Genomic DNA, 15,060 nt, shown 5'->3' with positions numbered 1-15,060 from the left:
GGACGGTAACGGAGGGGACGCAGCCGCAGCCGCAGGCGACATCGGACGGTAACGGAGGGGACGCAGGAGGGGCAGGAGCAGAGAAGAGGCGAAACGGGGCGGAGACGGGACGGACGGAGCGTCAGTTCTCACCTCGCGCCCGCCCCTTGAACACGCGTCACACAGTTGCGCGCGCCCGGCACACCTCGCTACGCAAGACTCACGGGGTCGCCGCTGGATCCGGCGCGGGGACCGAGGGACCGCCGCCCCCGGAGGCGTCGCCGTCGTCCACGGCGATGCCGCGTCGCTTGGAGACGTAGACCGCGACGACGATGATCCCGATGGCGACGACCGCCACCAGCGCCCGCACCCAGGGGCTGGCGTCCGCTCCGTAGCTGAACTGCACGATCGCCGGCGCGATGAGCAGGGCGACCAGGTTCATCACCTTGAGCAGCGGGTTGATCGCCGGACCCGCCGTGTCCTTGAACGGATCGCCGACCGTGTCGCCGATGACGGTCGCGGCATGGGCCTCGCTGCCCTTGCCGCCGTGGTGGCCGTCCTCGACGAGTTTTTTGGCGTTGTCCCAGGCGCCTCCGGAGTTGGCGAGGAACACGGCCATCAGTGTGCCCGTGGCGATCGCGCCGGCGAGGTACGAGCCGAGGGCGCCGACGCCGAGGGTGAAGCCGACCGCGATCGGCGCCAGGACCGCGAGCAGTCCCGGTGTGGCCAGTTCACGCAGGGCGTCGCGCGTGCAGATGTCGACGACGCGTCCGTACTCGGGCTTCTCCGAGTAGTCCATGATCCCGGGATGCTCGCGGAACTGCCGCCTGACCTCGTAGACCACGGCCCCGGCGGACCGGGACACGGCATTGATGGCCAGCCCGGAGAACAGGAAGACGACCGCCGCGCCAAGGATCAGGCCGACGAGGTTGTTGGGCTGGGAGATGTCCAGGCTCAGCCCCAGCTCGCCCGCCCCGGCCCCGACCTCGTCCACCGCCGTGGCGATGGCGTCGCGGTAGGACCCGAAGAGCGCCGCCGCGGCGAGTACGGCGGTGGCGATGGCGATGCCCTTGGTGATGGCTTTGGTCGTGTTGCCGACCGCGTCCAGGTCGGTGAGGACCTGGGCGCCGGCCCCTGTGACGTCCCCGGACATCTCGGCGATGCCCTGGGCGTTGTCCGAGACCGGTCCGAAGGTGTCCATGGCCACGATGACGCCCACCGTGGTGAGGAGCCCCGTCCCGGCGAGCGCGACCGCGAAGAGCGCCAGCATGATCGACGTACCGCCCAGCAGGAACGCCCCGTAGACGCCCAGGCTGATCAGCAGGGCGGTGTACACGGCCGATTCCAGGCCGATGGAGATGCCCGCCAGCACCACGGTGGCCGGACCTGTGAGCGAGGATTTCCCGATGTCCCGGACCGGGCGGCGATTGGTCTCGGTGAAGTAGCCGGTGAGCTGCTGGATGAGCGCGGCCAGGACGATGCCGATGGCCACCGCGACCAGGGCGAAGATCCGCGGATCACCACCGTGCCCGGCGATCGCCTCGTCGGTGACCCCGTCCAGCTCGGCGTACGAAGAGGGCAGATAGGTGAAGGCGGCAACGGCCACCAGGGCGAGCGAGACCACCGCGGAGATGAAGAAGCCGCGGTTGATCGCGGTCATGCCGCTGCGGTCGGCGCGGCGCGGGGCCACCGCGAAGATCCCGATCATCGCGGTGACGACGCCGATCGCCGGGACCATCAGGGGGAAGGCGAGACCGGAGTCGCCGAACGCGGCCGTACCGAGGATGAGCGCGGCGACGAGCGTCACGGCGTACGACTCGAAGAGGTCGGCGGCCATGCCCGCACAGTCACCGACGTTGTCGCCCACGTTGTCGGCGATGGTGGCGGCGTTGCGCGGATCGTCCTCCGGGATGCCTTGTTCCACCTTGCCCACCAGGTCGGCCCCGACATCCGCGGCCTTGGTGAAGATCCCGCCGCCGACCCTCATGAACATGGCGATCAGCGCCGCGCCGAGGCCGAACCCCTCCAGCACCTTGGGCGCGTCGGCGGCATAGACGAGCACCACGCAGGAGGCCCCGAGCAGGCCGAGGCCCACCGTGATCATTCCGACCACGCCACCCGTGCGGAAAGCGATCTTCATCGCTCTGTGCGAGACGGCGGTGAGATCCTTTTCCGGCTCACCTTCCGCCGGAGTCGCCTCACGAGCGGCTGCGGCCACCCGCACATTGCTCCGTACGGCGAGCCGCATGCCGATGTATCCGGTCGCCGCGGAGAAAAGCGCACCCACCAGGAAGAAGAGGGAACGCCCCGCGCGCTGAGACCAGTTGTCGGCCGGCAACAGGAACAGGAGGAAGAACACGACGACGGAGAAGACACCGACCGTGCGCAGTTGTCGGGACAGATAGGCGTTCGCGCCCTCCTGGACCGCCGCGGCGATCTCCTTCATGCGTTCGGTGCCCTCGCCTGCCGCCAGGACCTGGCGTACGAGCAGCTGGGCGACGATCAGCGCGGCGACGGCGACGACCGCCACCACGATGACGATCATCCGGTTGCCATCGGTGAGTACCGCCGCCGCGAGGGAGGCGGGTCGGTCGGAAAGTGCGGATTCTTGCGTCAGTGCTGCCATTGGGGTGGTGAGGAACTCCGCCATACGTCCTCCTTGACGCTCAGCGCTCAAGTCGTGGACGGATTGTAGGGAGCGGAACCTGATCAAAACAGTGGGTGGGAAGAGAATTGATCGCTCTCCCCCCAACGCCGAAAGATCAGCGGAAGGATTCTCCTCGAATGCAGTAATGAGGCCGGCGCATTACGCGAAGAAAATCAAGAAAAAGGCCCTGCTCAGCAGGGCCTGAAAAAACGAAACATCGTCCGCGTGGCTCAACGCCCACGGTCCTCGACGCGCAGGTCCCGGAGGACGGTTCTCAGCACACCGCGGCAACTCACACCCAGAATCACGGCACCTCAGCACCTCTCATCACGGGCAGAGGCACAGGAACGCCGAGCACAGGCACGGGCAGTGCCGGAGGGGTCTGGGCACGGGCACGGACCGCGCACGCACGGGCACGCGCGAGCAGCATGTGCGGAAACAGAGGCAGACGCAGGTAGGGGCGCAGGCGCAGACGCGGGTACGGGCCCTCAGGGGCGCACCGCGGCGTCGGCCGTCGGCCAGCTCATGCGGATCACTCCGCCGGCCGCACCGGATCGAACCTCCACGTCGTCGACGAGACCGCTGATGACCGCGAGGCCCATCTCGTCCTCGCCCTCGCCGTCCATCTCGGGATCGGCCCGGTCCGGCCCCGCTCCGGAAGCACCGGAACTGTGACGCGCCCCGGACGCGGTGGGACCCCCGCCGGGGCCGGGAACGCTGTCCCCGACCTCGATGGAGAACGCCTTCTCCTCCTCGGTCAACGCGACGCTGACCGGCTCGGTGATGCCGTGACTGCGATGCAGCCCGACCGCGCGGCTGCACGCCTCCCCGACGGCGAGCCTGACCTCGTCGAGCACCGCCTCGTCGACACCGGCCCTGCGCGCCACGGCGGCCGCCACCAGGCGGGCCGTCCTGACATGTTCAGGCTGGGCGCTGAAGCGGAGTTCAACGGTGGCCATGACATCCCCCTCGAACGTTCGGGCGTACGCCTCAGAGGCCCCGGGCATATCGCCCGGCACCCCTGCTCTCCTCCTCCGGAAGCCGACAAAGCCGACAGCCGACCCAAGGGTCGACCGTCTGCCCGTCACGGCCCATGCGCTGCCGCTGCCGGCCTGTTCACCGCCTGCCGACCGACCCGGGGGCCGGCCCGCTCCGACCTCAGTCGGTGGCGGCGACAGCCTCGTCGACCGTGGTGTGAATCGGGAACACCTTGGTCAGACCTGTGATCCGGAAGATCTTGAGAATGCGCTCCTGGTTGCAGACCAGGCGCAACGAGCCCTCATGGGCCCGGACACGCTTCAAGCCACCCACGAGCACGCCGAGGCCGGTGGAGTCGAGGAAGTCGACGCCTTCCATGTCGACAACCAAGTGGTAGCTGCCGTCATTCACCAACTCGACCAACTGCTCGCGCAGCTTGGGCGCGGTATACACATCAATCTCGCCACCGACCTCGACGACCGTACGGTCGCCACCAGGCCCGGACACATTGCGAGTCGACAGGGACAGGTCCACGGATCCTCCAGCACCTTGCTATCGAGCGGTCGCCCCTCGGTCTCCCCGACGGAGGCCAGGGGACGGATCGCCAGCCGCGATGGCATTCAATCACTTACCAGCAGCCATGCACGACGCCTTGGGACCATTGTCCGTCACGCCAGTGACACACTCGGTGCCGATGGCCAAGAATCACCGTCCCGGACGACCACCCGAAAGTAGGGGCTCGCGCCCCTCTCCCGCCATGATCCTCGACCGGCTCGCCGCAGGGGCGGGCCGGTCCGCGCGCATCACTCATACGGAGCACTTGCCCCCGCGATCGGGAACCCATGCCATCTGGCCGGATCGCATCCGGCCAGAAGTGATCTCGGCGATCGAGAAGGCCGGGATCGCCCATCCGTGGGCCCATCAGGCGGCCGCGGCGGAACACGCGCTGGACGGCGAGTCGGTCGTGATCGCCACCGGCACGGCCTCCGGGAAGTCCCTCGCGTACCTCGCACCGGTCCTCAGCACCCTCCTGGACGGCTCGGAGGCCCCCAACGGCCGCGGGGCCACCGCCCTGTACCTCGCCCCCACCAAGGCCCTGGCAGCCGACCAGCGGCGCTCGGTGAAGGCGCTCGCGGCCCCGCTCGGCAACGCCGTCAGGCCCGCGGTCCACGACGGCGACACCCCCGTCGAGGAACGCGAATGGGTGCGGCAGTACGCGAACTACGTCCTGACCAACCCCGACATGCTGCACCGCGCAATACTGCCTTCCCACCCCCGCTGGGCGTCCTTCCTGCGCGCCCTGCGGTACGTCGTGATCGACGAGTGCCACACCTACCGGGGCGTCTTCGGCTCCCACGTCGCCCAGGTCCTGCGCCGTCTACGCCGTCTGTGCGCCCGCTACGGGGCCGATCCGGTCTTCCTGCTCGCCTCGGCCACGGCGGCCGATCCCGCGGTCGCAGCCGGGCGTCTGACGGGTCTGCCGGTTCGGGAGGTGTCCGACGACGCCTCCCCGCGCGGTGAGCTGGTCTTCGCCCTGTGGGAGCCCCCGCTGACCGACCTGCACGGCGAGAAGGGTGCACCCGTTCGCCGTACCGCGACGGCCGAGACCGCCGACCTCCTCACCGACCTGACCCTCCAGGGCGTACGCTCGGTCGCCTTCGTACGCTCCCGGCGCGGCGCGGAACTGATCTCGGTGATCGCCAAGGAGCGCCTCGCGGAGGTCGACCGCTCGCTGCCGAAGCGGATCGCCGCCTATCGCGGGGGTTACCTCCCCGAGGAGCGCCGGGCCCTGGAGCGGGCGCTGCACTCCGGCGAGCTGCTCGGTCTGGCGGCCACCACCGCCCTGGAACTGGGCATCGACGTCTCCGGTCTCGGCGCGGTCGTCATCTCCGGCTACCCGGGCACGCGGGCGTCCCTCTGGCAGCAGGCGGGCCGGGCCGGCCGCTCGGGCCAGGGCGCCCTGGCCGTTCTCGTGGCCCGGGACGACCCGCTGGACACGTACCTGGTGCATCACCCCGAGGCCCTCTTCCAGCAGCCCGTCGAGTCGACGGTGCTGGACCCGGACAACCCCTACGTCCTCGCCCCCCACCTCTGCGCCGCAGCCGCCGAGCTACCCCTGACCGAGCCCGACATCGCCCTCTTCGGCCCGGCCGTGCCCGAGCTGCTGCCGCAGCTGGAGGCGGCGAAGCTGCTACGCAGACGGGCGTCGGGCTGGCACTGGACGCGCCGCGAGCGAGCCGCCGACCTGGCCGATATCCGGGGCGGGGGCGGCCGCCCCGTCCAGATCGTCGAGGAAGGCACCGGCCGTCTGCTGGGCACCGTCGACGAGACGGCCGCCCACACGGCCGTCCACGAGGGGGCCGTCCATCTCCACCAGGGCCGCACCCACCTGGTCCGGAGACTGGACCTGGAGGACTCCGTGGCCCTGGTCGAACAGGCCGACCCGCCGTACTCGACGGTCGCCCGCGACACCACGGCCATCACCGTCCTGAAGACCGACACGGAGATCCCCTGGGGCCAGGGGCGGCTCTGCTACGGCTCCGTCGAGGTCACCAACCAGGTCGTCTCGTTCCTCCGCCGGAAGCTGATCACCGGGGAAGTCCTGGGCGAGACGAAGCTCGACCTGCCACCCCGCACCCTGCGCACCCGCGCCGTGTGGTGGACGGTCACCGAGGACCAGCTCGACGCGGCCCGCGTCAACCCGGAGATCCTCGGCGGCGCACTGCACGCCGCCGAGCACGCGTCGATCGGCCTGCTGCCGCTCTTCGCCACCTGCGACCGCTGGGACATCGGCGGCGTGTCCGTACCGCTGCACCCCGACACGCTGCTGCCGACGGTCTTCGTCTACGACGGCCACCCAGGAGGAGCCGGATTCGCCGAGCGGGCCTTCCACACCGCCCGTGCGTGGCTGACGGCGACCCGGGAGGCCATCGCGTCCTGCGAGTGCGATGCGGGCTGCCCCTCCTGCATCCAGTCCCCCAAGTGCGGCAACGGCAACGAGCCCCTGCACAAACGCGGAGCCGTACGCCTGCTCACCGAACTCCTCAGGGCGGCACCCCCGGAACCTGACGAACCGGTATAGCCCGGCCATCGGCCGGAGACCCGGCCCCAGGATCGACGGGAGGGCCGGCCCGGGCCCGGACAGTGGGCAGGTAGGGCCCGAATCCCGAGCGGGCGGTCACATCAGCGATCTCCCCGTGCACCACGCAGCGAACGAGCACGGCCCCCTGGGCCAGGGCCACTCGCCGGGCCGTCGCACACGCGGCCACCGTCCCTTCCAGCGCCCGGTCCGCGGCCGCGAGGGCGGCCAGATCCGCGGCCCCGCCCGCCCGGTGACGGGCAACCACGGCCTGCCCCAGCGCGAGCACCACCGCGAACACGGTGCAGAGACCTGCCGCGGTGACAGCCACCCACACCGTCGCCACACCTCGGTCCCCACCGAGACCCGCGCGCTGGTTCGCGATCCGGCGTGCGATCCGGCCCCCGAGCGCGGCCCCGAGCCAAGCTGCTATCCGATCCGTCCGCCGGCCCGCTCCCCGGTCCGGGTCCCGCCCCATCCACCGACCCATATGCCTGTCCTCGCTCTCGCCCTCGTCTCTCTCCCTGCCCCGCCCTGACCCGACCGCGGGGCCCTGCCCCGCCGACGACACCCGCCCGGTGCCCCAGTGCCCGCCCCCAGGTTCCCGTTTCCCTCGCCCTCACGGCCCGGAGCCCCCGACCGTGTCCTCCGCCAGGGCGGCCGCCTCGGCTCTCAACGTCAGAGCCAGCCCGCCCGGCCCCGGGGCCGGGGCCTCCACCCGGACGCGCCACAGGTCTCCTGCTCGCCCCACCTCGACCCGGGCACCGCGGGGTGCCGCGTCACGGACGGCTTCCCGTACGGCTGCCTCCGGCTCCGAGCGGGCCGCCGCCCGTGCCCCCGCCCGAGCCGCGTCCACACAGCGGATCTGGTCCGAGGCCGCCATCAACGCCCAGAGCAGCGCTGTGGTGAAGGCCACCAGCACCGGGATCACCACAGCCGCCTCCGCCGTCACGGCGCCCCGGTCGCCGCGCCCGCCGCCACGCATGGCCGGGCGTCCTCGCGGCCCCCGCCGCCGCCCCCGGGGAAGGCCGCGGAGAATGCCGCGATCCCATGCCCCAGGGGTCTTCTCCGGGCGGGCCCCCGGCGGAGTCTCAGAATTTCGCATCGAGCGCGTCCTCGACCAGCGACTGCAGCGCCGACAGCACCGGCCCGCTGTTCACCACCTTGTAGAGCACCGCCGCGAAGGCGCACGCGGCGATGGTTCCCACCGCGTACTCGGACGTGGTCATCCCTCGATCGGACCTGCCGAGCCGCCCCGCCCACCGTGCGGCCCACTTCGCCCTCCGGCCCGGCACACCCTCGGACAGCCGGCCTCCACGCAGAACGTGGACGGCCCGGTCCCAGAACTTCGTCTCCATTTCATCCCCCGACAAGCATCGATGACGAGCGGGCGCCCGAAGGGAACACCCGTGAATGACAGCGAAAATGAATGGCCGCCAGGTCGCTTCGGCCGCAAGAGCCCGGCAGGCTCACCAGCCCGGCAGGCCCATCGACCCACGCAACCTCACCGGCCCGGACGGCCGGTCGCGAGCAGGTCGCCGACCAGGCCGAGGATCACCGGTGCCACCCCGACCGACAGGAAGGCGGGGAGGAAGCAGAGGCCGACCGGTGCCGTGATCAGCACCCCGGCCCGTTGGGCCCGCGCCACCGCCGCGGCGGCTCGCTCGGCGCGCATCGACTCGGCCAGCCTGGCAACCGGCTCCGCGGCCGGGGCCCCCGTCGAACCAGCCCGGTGCAGGCAGCGGGCCAGCGGGCCGGCGCCCGGTATCTCCCCGAACCGACCCCACGCATCGGCCGGTTCGCCGCCGAGGCGGATCTCGGCGGCCGTACGGGCGAGCCGATCACCGACCGGGCCGCCGATGGATTGGCCCACCGCCGCGGCCGCCTCCCGAGGGCCTGCCCCGACCGCGATACAGGCCGCCAGCAGATCCGCGGCCAGCGGCAGTTGCTCGGCGATCACGGCCCGCTCCCGACGCGTACCGCCCGAACGAGCGGCGGGCCGGTTGCGCCGCCACCGCCACAGCCCGTACGCCGCGGCCGAACCGACCGCGCAGCCCATCGCACCGCCGACCAGAATCCATCCGGCCAGCCAGGCCCCGGCCGGGGCCGCCCACCACCGGGCGGACTCGGAGAGATCCGAACGACCGCTCGCCCGGAACGGTGCGACCAGCCGGCTCCCCCTGCCGGGCCGTGCCGCGATGACCGTCCCCAGCAGCAGCGCACCCCGCCCGCGCACCGCTCGCTTCCGAAATGCGGCGACGATCATGGCTGCCGACTGCGCCGCCACGCCCAGCACCGCCGCGGACATCCCCAGGCTGTGGAGAACTCCTCCGTCCGCCATGTTCACGTCGCCTCCCCTCCGCGCACGATCCGGCAGGCCCAGTACAGCCCGGCCGTCTCCAGGAACACCCCCACAGCCAGGCAGGCCAGGCCGCCGGGGGTGTGCAGCAGTACACGCAAGGGTTCGGCTCCGAGTGCCGCTCCCAGCCCCAGCCCCGCAAGGGGGAGCAGTGCCAGGACCATGACCGTCGACCACGCTCCCGCCAGTTGGGCACGGAGCTCCTCCCGTCTGCGCCGGTCCTCCCGCAGCGCCGCTTCCAGGCGCTCCAGCCCGGTCGCCAGCCCGGCCCCGCCGTCCACGGCCACGTGCCAGCACGCCGCCATCCCGGACAGGCCCGCCAGCCCCGGGACCTCCGCCGCCCTCCGCAGCGCCGTCGACACGTCGCCGCCGAAGCGCGCCGCCGCCAGCACCGCGGCCTCCGTCTCCCCGAGCCGGCCGCCCGAAGTGGGCGACTCCGACGAGCCGACCTCCGACGGATCTTCGCGCAGCGCGCGCAGCAACGCCTCTCCCGGCTCGCGGCCGGCCCGCAGCTCCCCGACCACGGCTCCGCACAACGCCGCCACCGCGGCAGCGGCCCGCTCCGCCTCCCTCGCTCCAGCCCGCCTCCGCAACCACCGACGCACCAAAGGGACCGCCACGGCCCCCGCTACCAGCGGCAGCACCGACCTCCCCAGCACCGCAAGCAGCACCGCGACCGGAACGCACCACCACTCCCGACGCCCCCGGGCCGACTCCCCCACACGTCCCAGGGCCTTGAGCAGGTGCGGCCGCCATCGGCTCCATGGCCGACCCGACTCGGCGGGAGCGTCCACGAACAACACCCGCGCCCTCCGAACGCCCGTGTCCCGCACCATCGCGAGCCACACCGCTGAACCAGCGCAGAGAGCCACCGCATGGGCCGCGTACGCGGACGCCGCCCCCGTCACAGCGCACCCCCGATCAGCGACCGCAGACGTTCCCATCCGCGCTCCGGAACGAATCCGCCGACGCCCCAGCTCAGGGCCGGAACCGTGAGGACCAGTCCCGCCGCGTCCCGCTCCAGGACGTGCACCTCGGCGACTCGCCGCTGCCCCGCGCGGTCCCGCACGAGATGCACGACCACAGAGAGCGCGGCCGCCAACTGGCTGTGCAGCGCCACCCGGTCGAGACCGGCCGCGGTGCCCAGAGCCTCCAGTCGGGCCGGAACATGCTCGGCGGCATTGGCGTGGACAGTGCCGCACCCCCCTTCGTGTCCGGTGTTCAGGGCGGCCAGCAACTGCGTGACCTCAGCCCCTCGCACCTCACCGACCACCAGCCGGTCGGGCCGCATGCGCAGTGCCTGCCGCACCAGGTCCCGCAACGTCACCCGGCCCGCCCCCTCCTGATTGGCCGGACGTGACTCCAGGCGGACCACATGCGGATGGTCCGGCCGCAGCTCGGCGGAGTCCTCGGCGAGCACGATCCGCTCGTTCGGGCCGACCGCGCCCAGCAGACTGGCGAGGAGCGTCGTCTTGCCCGCCCCGGTGCCGCCGCTGATCACATAGGAGATCCGCGCTTCCACGAGCGCCCGCAGGATCCGGTCTCCGCCCGGCGGCACCGTGCCCGCGTCCACCAACTCCGCCAGCGAGAAGGCCCGTGGCCGCACCACGCGCAGGGAGAGGCAGGTCGAGCCGACGGACACCGGGGGCAGCACGGCGTGCATCCGCGTGCCGTCGGGCAGGCGTGCGTCGACCCACGGGCGTGCGTCGTCCAGTCTCCTGCCCGCCACCGCGGCGAGACGCTGGGCCAGCCTCCGCACCGCCGCCGCGTCAGGGAAGGTGACGCCCGTCAGCTGGAGCCCAACACCCCGGTCCACCCACACCCGGTCCGGCGCGGAGACCAGCACATCGGTCACCTCCGGATCGGCGAGCAACGGCTCCAGCACGCCCGTGCCGACGAGTTCGCCGCGCAACTCCGCCGCCGCCCCGAGCACCTCGGCGTCCCCCAGCAACCGCCCCTGAGCCCTGAGAGCAGCGGCCACGCCGGCCGGGGTGGGAGCGGCACCGCTGCGTGCCAGCCGCTGGCGTACGGCGTCGAGCAGTTCGTCCGTCATACCGACCCTCCCCCGGGCAGACCGGTCACGGAGCTTGCGTCACCGGCCGCCCCTGCCTGTTCCCAGAAGGCCGAACAGAACCGGGCCAGCGGCCCCCGGGCGCTGGCTCCGGGCGGGGTGCCATCGTCCTGCGCGACCAGAAGGCCCGATTCCATGGGGAGTTCGCCGACGAGCGGCAGGCCGATGGCCTGGGCCACCCATCGCCCGTCCAGCCCTGCCGCGTACGGCCCCCGGGGTACTACCCGCAGGTCGTCCAGCACCATTCCGGCCGTGGCCGCGACGCGCCTGGCCGCTGCTACCGCGCGCAGTTCGCCCGGCACGACGAGCAGGCCCAGGTCGAGTTGGGCCAGTGCTTCGGCGACCGACTCGTCGACCCGGCGCGGAAGGTCAACGACCACCACCCCGCCGAGTCGTCGCGCGGCGGCCAGCACCGCACGCATCGCCTGCGGCGGGATCACCACCTCGTCGTCCCGACCCCAGCTCAGCACCCGCAACCCGTGGAGGGCGGGCAGCGAGTCCTCAAGGGCTCCTCCCCCGAGGCGGCCCTTCGACTGCGCGAAATCCGGCCACCGCATGCCTTCGGCCCGTTCGCCGCCGAGCAGGACGTCGATCCCGCCCCCCAAAGGGTCGGCGTCGATCAGCATCGTCCGCTTGCCGGACCTCGCCGCACTCACGGCAAGGGCGCAGGCCAGCGTCGATGCGCCGGAGCCGCCCCGGCCACCCATCACACCGACGGTGAAAGCGGGTCTACCCACGCCTTCGGCGGCGTTGGCGATCTGATCGACGAGCCAGGGCTCGGAATCGGGCAGACGCAGCACGTATTCGGCCCCGATCTCCACCGCCCGCTGCCACACGTCGGGGTCGTCCTGGTCCCGGCCCACCAGCATCACCCCCTTCCTGCGGCCGGCGCCGCGGCAACGCGCGGCGGCGTCATCTCCCACCAGCACCATCGGAGCCCGCTCCCAACCGCCCCGGCGCCCGGGCGGCCCGTGATGAACTTCCGGCTCGGCTCCGGCCGCCGCGCAGAGCCGCAGCAGGTCGTCGAGCAGTTCCACGTCCTCCGTCACGATCAGCGGGCCTCCGCGCCGCCCCCCGTCGACCGCCGTTCCTTCTCCTGCGATGGATCCAGCCACGATCTCCGCCCCCTTCTCCCTGCCCCTTCAGTACGGTTCGCGGTGTTCTCGGAGCGTTCCGAGATGCGCGATTCCGGCACCCGCGGACTTCGCGGGTGGAATCAACGTGCAGCACCTCGGAAAATCATGTGGATCTTGATGAAAAACTGTGGACAACTTCAAGGCTGTGAATAACTTCGTAACCCGAACCAGCGACTTCCGGAGCGCAGCTCTCTGGCTACACACTGTGACGAGGCGAGACGCGCGACACCCGACTCGCACAATCAGGCCGATAAGCGGCCAGACGGGAGGCTCAGGTGGTTCCCACCCCTAAAAAGTGTCCGGACATGCGACGACCCCCGCCGGGGGGGAGAGCGGGGGTCGTCCCCACGGTCGACTCGGGGGGGGAGGAGTCGGACCGGGTTTGCACGGTCGCGAACGATCCGTGACTTCCATGGTGTACCCGAGGGCCTTCTCAGGCAAACCCACGCGCCGCAGTTTACGCCGAATGGTGGGCCCCTATGCTCAGCGTTGTGGAAAACTGCTTCTCGCCGCGCACAGCAGCCTTCTTTGACCTGGACAAGACGGTCATTGCGAAGTCTTCGACGCTGACCTTCAGCAAGTCCTTCTACCAAGGCGGACTGATCAACCGCCGCGCCGTACTGCGCACTGCGTACGCACAGTTTGTGTTCCTCGCCGGGGGCGCAGATCACGACCAGATGGAGCGGATGCGTGAATACCTCTCCGCTCTCTGCAAGGGGTGGAACGTCCAGCAGGTCAAGGAGATCGTCGCCGAGACCCTGCACGACCTGATCGACCCGATCATCTACGACGAGGCCGCCACCCTCATCGAAGAGCACCACACAGCGGGGCGCGATGTGGTCATCGTTTCGACCTCGGGCGCCGAAGTCGTCGAGCCCATCGGCGAATTGCTCGGCGCTGACCGCGTCGTCGCCACGCGCATGGTCGTCGGTGACGACGGCTGCTTCACGGGCGAGGTCGAGTACTACGCCTACGGACCGACCAAGGCCGAGGCCGTGAGGGCGCTCGCGGTCTCGGAGGGGTACGACCTTTCGCGCTGCTACGCCTACAGCGACTCGGCGACCGATGTACCGATGCTGGAGTCGGTCGGCCACCCGCACGCGGTCAACCCCGACCGCGCGCTGCGCCGCGAAGCGACCCTTCGCGAGTGGCCGATTCTCGTCTTCAACCGCCCGGTCCGACTCAAGCAGCGACTGCCCGCCTTCTCGATGCCTCCCCGCCCCGCACTCGTAGCCGCGGCCGCGGTCGGCGCGGCGGCCGTCACCGCCGGGCTGGTCTGGTACGCCAGTCGCCGGCGTACCGCCGGCACAGTTCTGCCCGGATGAGACGGGGCGGGGTTCAGCCAGAAGCGGGGCTCAGCTAGTAGGTGAGCCGGACGCTCCACCGGAGTGAAGCCTCGCCCGATTCGCCCTTGATTGAACCTAAAAGTAAAGAAGCGGAGCCAGGGGTATCCCTTCCCCTGGTCCTGGAGTACAAAGGATTTAACGGCCCGCGAGACCAAGGACATCCGTGAGGATGACCTGTAAAGCAGAACGGCCCCACGGACCGCGCACGAAAGCCGAGCACCCACGCGACGTCGACCCGTCGATTACGGGCCAGCCGCACCAGGTGACGGGCAAAGTACCCGACCTGATGGGCAGAACACGAGGACGCTTGGTAACTGGGCGGACGTGCCAGCGGCGGTACCGCACATCGGTGCCGCCGCACCCCTGCCCAGGGCCACCACCCCACGGCCGCCCGGAAGTCGTCCTTTTCACCCCGCGGCGCCCTCCGCGCCCTTCGTACGCTCCGGCGCCTGCCGCCTCGGCCCCTTGGGCATTCCCGCCCCGAGAGCGCGTCCACCCCGACGCCGCGTCGCCCCGGGTCGGCAGGGCACTCACGTTGACGTCAGGCACCCGGGCCGACACCGGGCACCGGAGCAGCGGCAGCGCACCTCAGGCGGCGCCGCGCTGAAGCGCCTCGCACACCGCGGTCGACTCGCGCACACCCAGCTCGACGGAGCGCCCGCAGTGGGCGATCCAGGCGGCCATACCCTCCGGGGTTCCGGCCGTATAGCCCTCGAACGCCGCGACATAGGCCGCCCGGCCCTGCTCCGCGTGTCCCACCTCGGCCGGGCAGATCGACTTCGGGTCAAGCCCGCTGCCGATCAGCACGATGCGCTCGGCGGTCCGGGCCACCAGGCCGTTGTGCGAGCCGAACGGACGCAACGCCAGTAGCTCGCCGTGCACCACGGCGGCCGTGACCAGCGCGGGGGCGCTGCCGCCCGCAATGATCAGCCGCGAGAGCCCTTCGAGCCGTCCGGCGACCTCCTCGGCCCCCGGAACAGGTGCCTCGATCAGCGGCTCGTCGACGGGTTCGCCCGCCAGCCGAGGGCGGCCCACCACCGCGTCGTCGGGAGTCGCTCCGCCGGCCGCCACCAGATGCAACCGAGCCAGCACCCGTAGGGGTGACTGCCGCCACACGGAAAGGAGTTGCCCAGCCTCCGCGGTAAGCCTCAGCGCGGCGCCGACCATGCGCGCCTCGCCCTCCCCGCTGAAGTCGGTACGCCGACGCACCTCCTCGAGGTTCCAGTCGGCACCGGCCAGCGCGGCCGAACCACGAGAACCCCGCAGTGCGGCTTCGGCCGTCACCTCATTGCTGCGGCGTCGCATGACGCGATGACCGTAGACCCGGTCGACGGCCTTGCGCACGGAGTCCACGGCATCGGGAACGCCGGGCAGGGAACCGAGCGCGGCGAGCGGGTCAGAGGCAGTCGTACTCATAAGTAGCGAGGCTACGCGCCCACCACGCCTGTACCACCCCCATCCCCAA

The 15,060-nt window shown here is 71.4% G+C and carries 13 protein-coding genes; 2 read left to right on the top strand and 11 right to left on the bottom strand.

Annotated features, from left to right (window positions below):
* Window positions 1-199: 199 nt before the first annotated feature.
* The 3 genes from ACH4RG_RS03150 to ACH4RG_RS03140 form a co-directional block, all read right to left on the bottom strand.
* Window positions 200-2,629, bottom strand: coding sequence for a sodium-translocating pyrophosphatase (locus ACH4RG_RS03150; RefSeq protein ID WP_397918263.1), 2,430 nt, complete (start codon window positions 2,627-2,629; stop codon window positions 200-202).
* Window positions 2,630-3,114: 485 nt separating this feature from the next.
* Complete coding sequence (locus tag ACH4RG_RS03145; protein ID WP_397918264.1) at window positions 3,115-3,585, bottom strand: ATP-binding protein; 471 nt, start codon at window positions 3,583-3,585, stop codon at window positions 3,115-3,117.
* A gap of 199 nt (window positions 3,586-3,784) precedes the next feature.
* Complete coding sequence (locus ACH4RG_RS03140; protein ID WP_003967428.1) at window positions 3,785-4,138, bottom strand: STAS domain-containing protein; 354 nt, start codon at window positions 4,136-4,138, stop codon at window positions 3,785-3,787.
* Between the two features lie 79 nt (window positions 4,139-4,217).
* Here ACH4RG_RS03140 and ACH4RG_RS03135 point away from each other — a divergent pair, with 79 nt between their 5' ends.
* Window positions 4,218-6,686 (top strand): DEAD/DEAH box helicase, encoded by a 2,469-nt coding sequence (locus ACH4RG_RS03135; protein ID WP_398539037.1) that lies wholly within the window; start codon window positions 4,218-4,220, stop codon window positions 6,684-6,686.
* Here ACH4RG_RS03135 and ACH4RG_RS03130 read toward each other — a convergent pair.
* The 7 genes from ACH4RG_RS03130 to ssd form a co-directional block, all read right to left on the bottom strand.
* Entirely contained in the window at window positions 6,649-7,161 is a 513-nt protein-coding gene (locus tag ACH4RG_RS03130; RefSeq protein ID WP_397927516.1) for an Rv3654c family TadE-like protein, read from the bottom strand. The two genes, ACH4RG_RS03135 and ACH4RG_RS03130, sit on opposite strands and share 38 nt — an antisense overlap.
* Window positions 7,162-7,302: 141 nt before the next feature.
* Window positions 7,303-7,668 carry a TadE family type IV pilus minor pilin gene (locus ACH4RG_RS03125; protein WP_398539036.1) on the bottom strand — a complete coding sequence of 122 codons (366 nt, stop codon included), beginning with the start codon at window positions 7,666-7,668 and terminating at the stop codon, window positions 7,303-7,305.
* Window positions 7,669-7,774: 106 nt separating this feature from the next.
* Window positions 7,775-8,041, bottom strand: a complete 267-nt coding sequence (locus tag ACH4RG_RS03120) for a DUF4244 domain-containing protein (RefSeq protein WP_397918268.1) — start codon at window positions 8,039-8,041, stop codon at window positions 7,775-7,777.
* A gap of 146 nt (window positions 8,042-8,187) precedes the next feature.
* Window positions 8,188-9,030 carry a type II secretion system F family protein gene (locus ACH4RG_RS03115; RefSeq protein ID WP_398539035.1) on the bottom strand — a complete coding sequence of 281 codons (843 nt, stop codon included), beginning with the start codon at window positions 9,028-9,030 and terminating at the stop codon, window positions 8,188-8,190.
* A complete protein-coding gene (locus ACH4RG_RS03110; RefSeq protein ID WP_398539034.1) occupies window positions 9,027-9,986 on the bottom strand; it encodes a type II secretion system F family protein in 960 nt (319 codons plus the stop codon). Before ACH4RG_RS03110 ends, ACH4RG_RS03115 begins: the two co-directional genes overlap by 4 nt.
* Window positions 9,947-11,095: a TadA family conjugal transfer-associated ATPase gene (locus ACH4RG_RS03105; RefSeq protein ID WP_397927514.1), complete on the bottom strand. Its 1,149-nt coding sequence runs from the start codon at window positions 11,093-11,095 to the stop codon at window positions 9,947-9,949. Before ACH4RG_RS03105 ends, ACH4RG_RS03110 begins: the two co-directional genes overlap by 40 nt.
* Window positions 11,092-12,228: a septum site-determining protein Ssd gene (gene ssd, locus ACH4RG_RS03100; RefSeq protein ID WP_397918324.1), complete on the bottom strand. Its 1,137-nt coding sequence runs from the start codon at window positions 12,226-12,228 to the stop codon at window positions 11,092-11,094. The genes ACH4RG_RS03105 and ssd overlap by 4 nt, the downstream gene beginning before the upstream one ends.
* Before the next feature lie 500 nt (window positions 12,229-12,728).
* Here ssd and ACH4RG_RS03095 point away from each other — a divergent pair, with 500 nt between their 5' ends.
* Window positions 12,729-13,574, top strand: a complete 846-nt coding sequence (locus ACH4RG_RS03095; RefSeq protein WP_397927513.1) for an HAD family hydrolase — start codon at window positions 12,729-12,731, stop codon at window positions 13,572-13,574.
* A gap of 609 nt (window positions 13,575-14,183) precedes the next feature.
* Here ACH4RG_RS03095 and ACH4RG_RS03090 read toward each other — a convergent pair.
* Entirely contained in the window at window positions 14,184-15,011 is an 828-nt protein-coding gene (locus ACH4RG_RS03090) for an oxidoreductase (protein ID WP_397918326.1), read from the bottom strand.
* Window positions 15,012-15,060: the final 49 nt, after the last annotated feature.

The organism is Streptomyces sp. NPDC021019, assembly GCF_044333295.1.
In the GTDB taxonomy this organism is placed as follows: Bacteria; Actinomycetota; Actinomycetes; order Streptomycetales; family Streptomycetaceae; genus Streptomyces.
Note: the sequence above shows the minus strand (reverse complement) of the source record. Positions and strands in the feature narration are given on the sequence as shown.